Origin of the sequence: uncultured Methanobrevibacter sp., assembly GCF_905235195.1 — an archaeon.
GTDB lineage: Archaea > Methanobacteriota > Methanobacteria > Methanobacteriales > Methanobacteriaceae > Methanarmilla.
On the sequence record NZ_CAJOKH010000075.1, the window covers coordinates 1 to 11894 of the forward strand.

Annotated in this window: 7 protein-coding genes and 1 pseudogene; 4 read left to right on the forward strand and 4 right to left on the reverse strand. The window is 25.3% G+C overall.

Annotated elements, in window-relative coordinates; translation table 11 throughout:
- Nucleotides 1-235: 235 nt before the first annotated feature.
- Both QZ146_RS08190 and QZ146_RS08195 read left to right on the forward strand, forming a co-directional pair.
- Nucleotides 236-1609 carry an MATE family efflux transporter gene (locus tag QZ146_RS08190; RefSeq protein WP_295723435.1) on the forward strand — a complete coding sequence of 458 codons (1374 nt, stop codon included), beginning with the start codon at nucleotides 236-238 and terminating at the stop codon, nucleotides 1607-1609.
- Between the two features lie 277 nt (nucleotides 1610-1886).
- Complete coding sequence (locus tag QZ146_RS08195) at nucleotides 1887-3605, forward strand: MATE family efflux transporter (protein WP_295723437.1); 1719 nt, start codon at nucleotides 1887-1889, stop codon at nucleotides 3603-3605.
- A gap of 304 nt (nucleotides 3606-3909) precedes the next feature.
- Here the strand turns inward: QZ146_RS08195 and fba are convergent, their stop codons facing one another.
- On the reverse strand, nucleotides 3910-4839 hold the full coding sequence (gene fba, locus QZ146_RS08200; protein ID WP_295723440.1) for a class II fructose-1,6-bisphosphate aldolase: 930 nt from the start codon (nucleotides 4837-4839) through the stop codon (nucleotides 3910-3912).
- 220 nt (nucleotides 4840-5059) lie between these two features.
- On the opposite strand from fba, the pseudogene QZ146_RS08205 reads away from it, so the two are divergent.
- A pseudogene (locus tag QZ146_RS08205) lies at nucleotides 5060-5336 on the forward strand (IS5/IS1182 family transposase); the annotation flags it as partial.
- A gap of 355 nt (nucleotides 5337-5691) precedes the next feature.
- Here the strand turns inward: QZ146_RS08205 and QZ146_RS08210 are convergent.
- Complete coding sequence (locus tag QZ146_RS08210) at nucleotides 5692-6729, reverse strand: aldo/keto reductase (RefSeq protein WP_295723443.1); 1038 nt, start codon at nucleotides 6727-6729, stop codon at nucleotides 5692-5694.
- Between the two features lie 827 nt (nucleotides 6730-7556).
- Here QZ146_RS08210 and QZ146_RS08215 point away from each other — a divergent pair.
- Nucleotides 7557-8273, forward strand: a complete 717-nt coding sequence (locus QZ146_RS08215) for a DUF4012 domain-containing protein (RefSeq protein WP_295723446.1) — start codon at nucleotides 7557-7559, stop codon at nucleotides 8271-8273.
- Nucleotides 8274-9005: 732 nt separating this feature from the next.
- On the opposite strand, the gene QZ146_RS08220 is transcribed toward QZ146_RS08215, so the two are convergent.
- Entirely contained in the window at nucleotides 9006-10178 is a 1173-nt protein-coding gene (locus QZ146_RS08220) for a MalY/PatB family protein (protein WP_295723449.1), read from the reverse strand.
- A 203-nt stretch (nucleotides 10179-10381) separates the two neighbouring features.
- Nucleotides 10382-11716 carry an NADP-specific glutamate dehydrogenase gene (gene gdhA, locus QZ146_RS08225; RefSeq protein ID WP_295723452.1) on the reverse strand — a complete coding sequence of 445 codons (1335 nt, stop codon included), beginning with the start codon at nucleotides 11714-11716 and terminating at the stop codon, nucleotides 10382-10384.
- Nucleotides 11717-11894: the final 178 nt, after the last annotated feature.

An 11894-nucleotide genomic window follows, 5' to 3' on the forward strand; every position in this document is an offset into this window, starting at 1 on the left:
TAGAACAAAACAAGGTATATTTAACCAAATATTCAACAGAAAAAATGGATGGATGAAAAAAATAAAATCCCAACTAACAAAATGACAAAGCCCTTATAATACTTAGTATAAGATTTATATAGTATAATTTAATTAAATAATATATAATTGATTTGAAAATTATATTTTATTAGAATATCATTATTTGAAAATTTATCATTTTTATAAAAATTAATGAAATTTAATGGGTTAAGTTATGAGTGATAATAAAAATAATAAAAAAAATATTGAAATTATTACAGGAGATCCTAAAAAGGCTATTATAAAATTAAGTATACCTATGATGCTTTCTATGCTTTTAATTATGTTGTATAATATAGCAGACAGTGTATGGGTAGCTGGATTAGGTTCAGATGCACTTGCAGCTTTAGGATTTATAACTCCTTTCTTTATGGTACTTGTAGGACTTGGAAATGGTATTGGTGCTGGAGCAAACTCATTAATTGCAAGATTCATTGGATCTAATAATCATAAACAAGCAAACAACGCAGGACTTCATGCTATACTATTATGTATAGTTATTTCAGTTCTATTTACTCTATTAATAATAGGATTTATGAAACCTATTTTAATAATGATGGGTGTAGGCCATACAATCAAATATGCAATGGATTATAGTTATATCATATTTTCATTCTTAATAATTTTTGTTTATGAGGGTGTTGCATCAGCAATATTTAAATCTGAAGGAGATATGAAAAGAGCAACAATTGCAATTGCTGTTACAGCTATTTTAAATATTATACTAGACCCTATATTTATTTATATTTTACATTTTGGAATTAGTGGAGCTGCTTGGGCAACTGTAATATCTGCTAGTATTTCATCTATTATAATGACATATTGGATATGGGGAAAAAAAGACCTTTATCTTGACTTAACACCTAAAAACTTCTCATATTCTAGTAAATTAATAATAGAAAATTTACAGGTAGCAATTCCATCTACAGTTGAATCTCTTATATTTTCAGCATTAATGATAAATATTAATTATTTACTTGTTTTTGTTTCAGATACAAGTGCAGTTGCAGTATATACTGCATCTATGAGGATAGTGCAACTTGCTATGATACCATTAATGGGTATAGGAACTGCAGTTTTAACAACTGCAGGTGTTGCATATGGTGCACGTAATTCTGAAAACCTAAAGACCGCCCATACTTTTTCAATAAAATTAGGTTTTCTTTTTGCAATAATAATTGGGGCAATAATGATAATATTCTCTAAACAGATATCTTCCATATTTAGTTATACTGCTGCAAGTTCCCATTTGGCACCACAAATTTCACTAACTATCTCAATAATGAGTTTATTTGTTTTAGCTATTCCTGCAGGAATAATGTCCTCTATGATATTTCAAGGAGTTGGTAAAGGACTTAATTCACTTATACTTACAATTTTAAGATCCCTACTACTTGAAAGTATATTTGCATATATTTTTGGAATAATATTAGGATGGGGTGTTCAAGGAATTTATTGCGGTTTAATATTAGGCTGTTTTGTAGGTGGACTATTTGGATATATTTGGGCTAAACTATTTATACGTAAGTTTGAGAAAATCAACAGCTGATTTTTTTAATATTCTTATTTTAATTATTATTCACATTATCTTAGAACTAAAAATTTTTATATTAATTTGATTTTTATAAATTAATAAATTTTTAAAATTTTTTAATTATATTTTCTAAATTTAAAAATAGAATCAATATTTTAGGCCTTGAATTTTCAGTATATCTTTCAAACCATATTTCAAGTTAAAATAATTGATTTGTTCAGTATTAAATATCTCTTTTTTTATATAATCTTTTTGGATTAATAGGATTAAAGTATATTTGTTGTGGTAAATGATGTTTGAAAGAGATTATGGCTTTTTAAAAAATAAATTTAATGAAATTTTAGTTCCTACCATATTAATGGCAATGTCTGATAAGGTTTGTCAACTGGTAGATATATTCATTATAAGTTTTGTACTTACATCATCTGCTTTAAGTATTTTTGGACTTGTACTCCCATTGAATTATTATAATGGATTATTTTATGTGCTTTTTGGTATTGGAGGTAATCTAATGGCTGTAAGGGCTAAAAGTAAATTCAAAGATGAGGAATCTAATTTATATTTCACTGTAGCCATATTGTCTGCAATTTTCATATCTTCACTCTTTGTATTCTTCATTTTTACATTATCTGGTCCGATATTGAATAATTTTTTGAAACATGATTTAATTCAACCTACTCAAACCTATCTTTATTCAGTATGTTTGTCTTATCCATGTATTTGTTATATACAGGTTTTATCTAACTTTGCAAGGGCAGATGGATTTCCAAAATTGACTTTTTATACTTTTCTTCTTGCCAATATATTGAACCTTCTACTGGATATAGTATTTCTAATATTTTTAAATATGGGTTTGGTAGGAGCAGGATTAAGTACCACATTAGGTTTTTTTATTGGGGCATTATTCATGACCATCAAACTTAGAAGAAACAATTTCTCATATGATTTGGTAAGTGTAAATAAGTTAAATCTTAAAAAAGTCCCTACATTGATTAAAAATATTGTATTAAATACTCCTGAAATTATTGGAAAAACATTTGTTTCTACACAGATTTTAATAATAAACGGATTATTATTAACATACGATGGTCCAGTAGGTATTATTGCCTATACAATTTATGACAACAGTGAAACTATAGTATATATGTTTTTATCAGGTATTTCAAAGACGATAACCCCAATAATTGCCTTGTTTTATAAGAAAGATGATTTTGATGCAGTGGGCTTTGTTGCAAAACATGGGTTGAAACTTTTACTGATTTTAGTCATACCATTCGGTATTGTATTCATGACTATGCCAGAAATTATATTGGCACTTTTCAGTGTTAAAGATCCCGTCCAGGTGAAATATATTTCATTCATAATTAGAATTACTTCAATAGGTTTAATGGGACGTTGTATAATATTATTTACATCATATTATACCCAGGCGGTTCAGTTCAATAAAATTGCAGGGACTTTAAGATTTTTACAGGAATTTATAATCCCTATAGGAGGTTCCCTATTATTCTTAATGTTTATTGGATCATCCGGAATTTGGTTAGCAATCCTTCTATCTGAAATATTACCACTTCTTATCTATGTAATTTATGTAAAATATAAACAGAAAAAAGATAAAAAAATTAAAGGATATTTCCTTCTTGAAGAGGAAGATGGAGTACACTTAACCCTTAAAAAAGATGAAATTAATGAAACTGTTCCTAAAATTTTTAATAATCTAAATCAATATAATTCTGCACATATAGATAAAATAAATAGTTCAATAATTTCTTTAAGTCAGAATATATTTGATGTGCAGAAAAACATTGAGGGGATTGACGTTTTTTTAAGATTTCATGAGGATAAAATTTCACTCATCCTTACAGATGATGGAGAGACATATAATCCAATAGAAGCTAATGATACTAATATGCAAAAAGACTATATGAAACAAATAAATGAGTTAAATGGAAATACAACTTATAATAAAGTTTTAGGATTTAATAGAACTGGATTAGAATTTGCCTTATAAACATTGAAATTATAAATCATTTCTATAATATGATATACACAAACTAAAATTTTCTTAAATACACAAAGAGTAAATAAATATAATATTTTTAAGTCAATATTACAGATTAGTCTAATTGAAGATGTATGAAGAATAATTAAAACAATATATAAAACATAGTATAAGTGTAGTATTAATTGAATTGTTTGAAACTAAATATTATGAAAAATTGACTCAAAAACATTTTATGAAAATTGTTTAGACCAATTTGGTATACATTTTAAGAGAAAAACTATATTATAAAAATAAATGTTGAAATTAGAATCTATGCCTGATTAGAAGATCCGAACACATTATCGATTTTATGCTTAACAATTTCATTGATTGTATCTCTACTTGGACCTAAATATTTCCTTGGATCAAATACTGATGGTTCACTGTTAAAAATTCTTCTTATTTCTCCAGTCATAGCTAAGCGTAAGTCGGTATCAACATTGATTTTTGTTACTCCTTCTTGTCCAGCTTTTCTTAAAATATCATCAGGAACACCCTTTGCTCCAAGAATATCTCCACCATTATTGTTACACATTTCGACAAGTTTAGGAATAACTGATGATGCACCATGAAGAACAATAGGAGTATCAGGTAATTTTTCTTTAACATTTTTTAAAATATCAAATCTTAATTTTGCATCTCCTTTAAATTTATATGCACCATGACTGGTTCCAATTGCAATCGCCAATGAATCACATCCTGTTTTTTGAACAAATTCATAAGCCTGTGTAGGATCTGTATATTTTGCATTATCCTCTGTTACATTAACTTCATCTTCTACTCCTGCTAAAGTTCCAAGTTCAGCCTCTACAACAACACCTTTAGAATGAGCATAATCTACTACTTTTTTGGTTATTTCAACATTCTTTTCAAATGGGTATTTAGAGGCATCAATCATTACTGATGTAAAACCTGAATCAACACAGTTTTTACAAGTTTCAAAATCTAAACCATGGTCTAAATGTAATGCTATTGGAATATCTGTAGTTTCAACAGCAGCTTCAACCATTTTAATTAAATAATCTATTCTAGCATAATTAATAGCACTAGGAGATACTTGTAAGATAACAGGAGATTGTAATTCATTTGCAGCGTCCGTAATTCCTTGTACAAATTCCATATTATTGATATTGAAAGCCCCTATTGCATATTTATTTTTCATAGCTTTTTCAAACATTTTTTCTGTAGTTACTAATGACATAATAATCACTTTTTAAAAATTTATTTTATACATTTTATATATTTGGAGAGGGTCTGAATTTATTCTAATAAAATTCAAGATAATTATTTTATTTTTATTATTTATCATATCCATATTGGATAGTTTGTAAACATACAATTCAAATTAATTTTTTTAATAAAAGAAAGTTATTAAAATCGATAAATCTAAATAATATGTGTTATATATATTGATAATAAAAATCAAACACGGATTAAATTTAGATATTAAAGACCCAATTTATACATTGTTGAAAGAGATATTTAAAATTATGGATTGAGAGAAACTTCTGAAATTTTAGCTTCATATGTTTTTAAAAACATCAATCATGTATTTGCTTTTAAATTATAGTTATCAGCATGTTTTCTGGTTTTGAATTCATTTATCTTAAATTAGCTTGAATATTAAGAAAAACTTCCTAGATATTTTAATATTTCTGAGTTTTAAGTGTAAATCAAGTTTATAAAATTTTTTCACAAATAATCAGAAAAACTATTTTACTTATTAAATCACTCCTAATTTATAATATTGTTTTCAAACAATAGTAAAATACTTGCTATAATTGATAGTGCTAATTTATTAATAGATTTTTTAGGGTCTTGTTAGTATTTCAATATTTGAATTTAAAACCAAAGTTAAAAAATAGTTAAGAAAAAAAGATAAAATAATTAAAGATAAATAATAAAAGAATATCAATAATAAATAAAATAATAAAGTTTAATGAAAAAAAATTAAAAATAAAAAAATAAATTTAAATTATATATTAATCCTCTTCAAAGAATTCCTGAACTTTAATAAGTAAATCTGGAATGTCTAATTTTTGAGTACAAATGTCTACACAAGAATACAATCAGAAGGTCTTGGTTTAATATCTACAGTGGTTTTATACATTGCTTTAGTAGAAGGTAAGGAATATAATTTTTCATTATTATATAACTCAAAGTAATCAGGAATAGGAATAGATTCGGGACATTCATTTAAACAATAGTTACAATAGGAACATTGGATTTCAAATATTTTATTAATTTTCTTTGCAACAGATAAAAGAAAATTAATTTCATCATTATTTAATGGTTTAATTTCTTTAAAGATATTACAATTTTCTTTCATTTGTTGTAGGTTTTTCATTCCACTTAAAACAATTTTTATATTTTTAAAACTACTTGCAAAACGTAAAGCCCATTCAACCAAACTCATATTAGGATTGTATTTTTCAAACTCTTGTTTAATATCCTCAGGTAAATCTGATAATGTTCCACCTTTAATCGGTTCCATAGCAATAACATCTATACCGTAATCTTCACATAGTTTGTAACAATTTAAAGAATCAATTAGATTACTTTCCCAGTCAAGATAATTTATTTGTAATTGAACAACATCCATTATATCTGAGTATTCTTCAAGTATTTCCTTAAGTAAATCAGACTTACCATGAAAACTTAAACCAATCTTTAAAGCTATACCCTCATCTTTCATTTTAGATGCAAAATCAAAAGTTCCACATTTTTTTGCAACTGAATATGATTTTTCATTAACATCATGTATAAGTAAAAGATCCAAATAATCAACAGATAATCTATCAAGAATCACATCTAAAAATTTTTGATTGTCTTTTGAAGATTCAAGTAGCCATGTAGGTATTTTATCAGCTATTTTAAAAGATTGCCTAGGATATCTATTGACCAAATATTTGCTAAGTCCAATTTCACTTGATCCATTATGATATGCATAAGAAGTATCAAAATAATTAAAGCCTTCCCCCATATAATAATCAATCATTTGTTTATAATTTTCATTGTCAATGGAACTATTATCGTCTTCATTTAATAATGCTAACCTCATAGCTCCAAATCCTAATTTAGGATTACTCATAATATCACACATTTTAAAATAATATAATATTTATTTTAAATTTGAAATATTTAATAATATTTAAACAATCACAAAAGATTATAAAATAATAAATCAAACAATAGAATTTCACGTCTTCATTTTATTTATATTAAACTAAATTTATTTAATCATATCCTAATCATTTAACTAATGATATTTTTAATAATACCTAATATATTTTAAAAATGAATGAATTATTTAATAAATAAATTAAATTTTCTTATAAACAATGAAAAGAATTGTATTAAAATATATTAAAATAAAGAAAGTTTAGTTTGACAATTATAATTTTTAAAAATTTAAAAGAGTAGAATAAATTTAAATAATAAAAAAATTCATAAAATAAGAAAATTTAAAAAATTTCTGTATATTTTTATTAAAAAATTATACTTATTAATAATCAATTAAATTATATTTTAAATCATAAACAACTATATTATTACTAATACGTTTTTTAAATATAAATTAATGGAAAATATATTATCATCCTTTAATTTTATTAAAACTAATTATATAAATTTAATTTTTAGCCCAAATAATAGAAATTTAATTTGCTTTTTTAAAATAATTATACAATATTATAAAAATAACTGTTAAAATTAATAAAGTTTAATAATAAAAAAAAACTAATATTTAATTGATTATAAGTTATAAGATTTTTAATTTATAAGATATTTTTATAATAAATAAATATTTATAAAACATACAAATTGTTAAAGAAATTATAACTAATAAGTATTTAATTTAAATAATTACAAAGGATATGATATAATATTGATTCATATTTATAACAGGAAGATGATAAAATGAATAGACGTGGCAAACTAGTAATATGTATTGTTGCCGTAACTGTTATTTGGATAGCACTTGTAATAGGCGGTACATTTTTCGGTGGTGCAGACTTAACTCAAGCTGATAAAAATATTTTAGTATTAGCTGGAGATAAATATGAGCAACCTAATGGTGCAGTTGATATGGCATTTATGATTCATTTGGAAAATGGTAGTATAAAAAATTACACCCCAATATACCCAGGTGGTAAAGTTCACCCTTCAGTAGCAGCTCCTAGTAATATTGGTGGAAATTTACGTATGCACGATTGTTTATGGTTCGGTACTGATGTAGGTATGGATTATGCAAAAGAAATTGTTGCCTCTGAAACCGGAATGCAAACTGATGCAGTTGTAATTGTATACTCGGATGCTATGGATGCTATTATTGATTCTATAAGGCCACTTAAAGTAGATGGGCAGGTTACAGATTTAAATGCTGAAGATATTGTGCGTGAAAATGATGCTTATAATGGATATTCCGGTAGTGAAAGTGCAACAGGCACTATGTCAAGGGGAGATGCAGTAATGGTGCTTGTAAGAGCATTATCTGAAACTGCAAAAGACCCTAATAAAAAGAATGCTATGATTCAAACAGCTTTAGATCAATATAATAAAGGTAATATTCTTATGAAACCTCAAGGTTCCTTTGCAAGATTACTTGCAACAAAAGGACTTGATAGTATTACTTAAATATAGTTAGTTCGTTTTTAAAACTAACTATCTTTTTTTATAAATTTATCTTATTTTTATTATTCACAACTTTTTCTATTTTTATTTTATTTTATTTTGAATTTTAATTTGAATAAATTTTCAATAAAACTTGTTTTTTAATATACCATTTATTTATTTATTTTTTAATTGCTAATTTTTTATAAAGAGGTATTTCTAAAATTTTTACTCAAAAATATTAGATGATTTTTTTAATAAGAAATGAGGAGGAGTCATGAATAGGTTTTAGAAAAAATCTAATTAAACAATTTCATTATATCTGTTTTAATATTAAATATTTTTTAATTTTTAAATATATTTTTATACAAAACTATAATGATTTTTGACCAACCAAATATAATCGTGTCCCACCCTCGAAATATTTCTAAAATTTTTACTATGAAATTAAAAAAATATATCTAGACATAGTGAAAAATTATTAGTTTATATTGAATAAGCAATTCATTATATTAAAGTTATGAGATTAAATTTATTTTTAAATTATTGTAATTTTAATATAATTAAAGATATAATTATAGATACTATAAAATTTAACACAATTTATATAATTATTAAAAAAGATAGAATAAATTTAAAATAAATATTATAGTATAATAAACAGTAAAAAAAAATAAAAATAATTAAATAATTAAAAAAAAGAATAGAATAATTATATACTTAAAAAAAGTAATTAGATGATTAAATAATAATAGATCATCTCTTGGTTTCTTGTTTATATAACAATATACCTTCTTTTAGTCTATTTAAACCATTTTCTAAAATGGGCCTAGGACATGCAATATTAATTCTTAAAAATCCCTCACCACTCACACCAAATTGTAGACCTGGTGATAATAGTAAACTAGTTTTTTCCATTAAAAACCTATTAAACTCTACAGATTTTATTTTCAATTGATTACAGTCAATCCATAGTAAATATGTTGCCTCTGAATCAATAAGTTTAATTTCCGGAATTTCCTTATCTAAAAATTCTTTTAAAAAAATCTTATTATTATAAATATATTCTTTTAGTTCTTTTAACCAATTTCCACCATTATTATATGCAGCTATTGCTGCAGTAATTGCAAAAATGTTAGAATCACTTACACCATCATTGTCTAAAGCAGCGAATATACGTTTTTTGATTTTTTCATTTGGTATACATACAGCTGATGTTTTAATACCTGCAATATTAAAAGTTTTACTTGGAGAAAAACAAGTAATACTATTATTCTCTGCAAGCTTTGAAACTGAAGCATAAGGTGTATAATTAATTGACGGATCTGTTAAATCACAGTGAATCTCATCAGATACTACTAATTTATCATACTTATTAGCAAGTTTAGCAATTCTTTTTAAATCATTTTTTGAAAATATTTTACCAACTGGATTATGAGGATTACATAATATTAGAAACTTTACTTTTTCATCTTTAAATTTTTCCTCTAAATCTTCAAAATCAATACTATATTCTCCATTAGAATATAATAGTTTATTTTCTTCAACAATTCTATTATTATCTTCAATAACCTTGAAGAATACATGATAAACTGGTGTTTGTATTAATATTTTATCATTTTCACTGCTAAGTTCACGAATAATTGTTGATATTGAAGGCATTACAGAATTTGTAAATTTTAACCAATCTTTCTTAATGTTAAAATTATATTGTTTCCACCAATTAATATAAGCTAAATACCATTCATCTGGAATAAGTCCATAGCCATAGATACCTTCATCTACCTTTGCTTGAATAGCTTTTTGGATTTCAGGAGCCACTTTAAAATCCATATCTGCAACCCACATAGGTATTTCCACATCAAATAAATCCCATTTTAAACTATTAGTATTTTTACGATTAAAAGGAACATCAAAATCATATTTCATATATTTACTCCAATTAAAATAAAATTTTAAAATTATGATAATTAAAAAATAAATTAAATTTTAATTTATTAATATAATTAATAATATATTAAAATGGATAATTTATATATTTATTTACAAAAAAAATTGAAACAGAAATAAATGAAATTATAAAAGAAAAATAAATAAACGAAATTTTATAAAAAAAAGAGAAAAAAGGAAATCTAAACGATTCCTTGTGATTGCATAGCTTCAGCTACACGTTCGAAACCAGCTATGTTAGCACCCATAACATAGTTTTTCTCTGAATCATATCTTTTAGAAGCAGAATCAGCTTGTTTAAATATATCTTTCATAATATTTTGAAGTCTGTTATCTACTTCTTGGAAAGTCCAATGTAATCTTTCAGAGTTTTGACTCATTTCAAGTGCAGAAACAGCTACTCCACCTGCATTTGCAGCTTTTGCAGGACCAAATAATACATTATTGTCCATTAAGTATTCTGTTGCTTCAAGAGTAGTAGGCATATTTGCACCTTCAGATACACAGATAACACCATTGTCCACTAATGCTTTAGCATCTTCAATACCTAATTCATTTTGAGTAGCACATGGAAGAGCAATATCTCCTTTTACAGTCCATACACCTTTACCATTATGGTATTCTGCAGATGACCTTTCAGCAGCATAATCAGACATTCTTCCTCTTTTAACTTCTTTAATTTCTTTAAGTAAATCTAAATCAATACCTTCAGAATCATATACCCAACCAGTAGAATCAGTAGCTGTAATAGGATTTCCACCTAATTGTTTAGCTTTTTCAATAGCATAAATAGCTACATTTCCAGAACCAGATACAATAATGTCTTTTCCTTCCATGGTTTCATTGTTAGCTTTTAATATTTCATTAGTAAAGTATAATAATCCATAACCTGTAGCTTCAGTTCTTGCTAAAGATCCACCAAAGGTTAAACTTTTACCAGTTAATACTCCTTCATAATTTTTGGTGATTCTTTTATATTGACCATACATATAACCAATTTCTCTACCACCTACACCAATATCTCCTGCAGGTACATCTTGGTCTGCTCCAATATGTCTGTATAATTCACCCATAAAACTTTGACAGAAATTCATAACTTCACGGTCAGATTTACCTTTAGGATCAAAATTAGATCCTCCTTTACCTCCACCAATTGGAAGTCCAGTTAATGAGTTTTTAAAAATTTGTTCAAATCCTAAAAATTTAATAATTCCTAAATTTACTGATGGGTGGAAACGGAGACCTCCTTTATATGGTCCAAGAGCACTATTAAATTGTACCCTATATCCAGTGTTTACTTGTACTTGTCCTTCATCATCTACCCAAGGAACTCTAAATTTAATTTGTCTTTCAGGATTAGTTAATCTTTCTAATAATGCGTCTTGCCTATAGACGTCTTCATTTTCTTCTACTGCTATTTCAATAGATTTTAAAACTTCATTTAATGTTTGGTGAAATTCTGGTTCACCCGGATTTTCTTTAGTAATTTTAGCAATAACTTCCTCTACATAAGACATATTATATCTCCCTTAAAAAATTTATTTTTTATATGGAAAACGGTTTCCATATTCTTATATTATATATAGCTAATTTAATATAAATACTTTGTATGTTGTAATATTTTACTACTCATTTTTCAGATTAGTTTTCAGATGCTCTTTTAAAACATATAAAAGTGATTAAAAAGAAGGCATA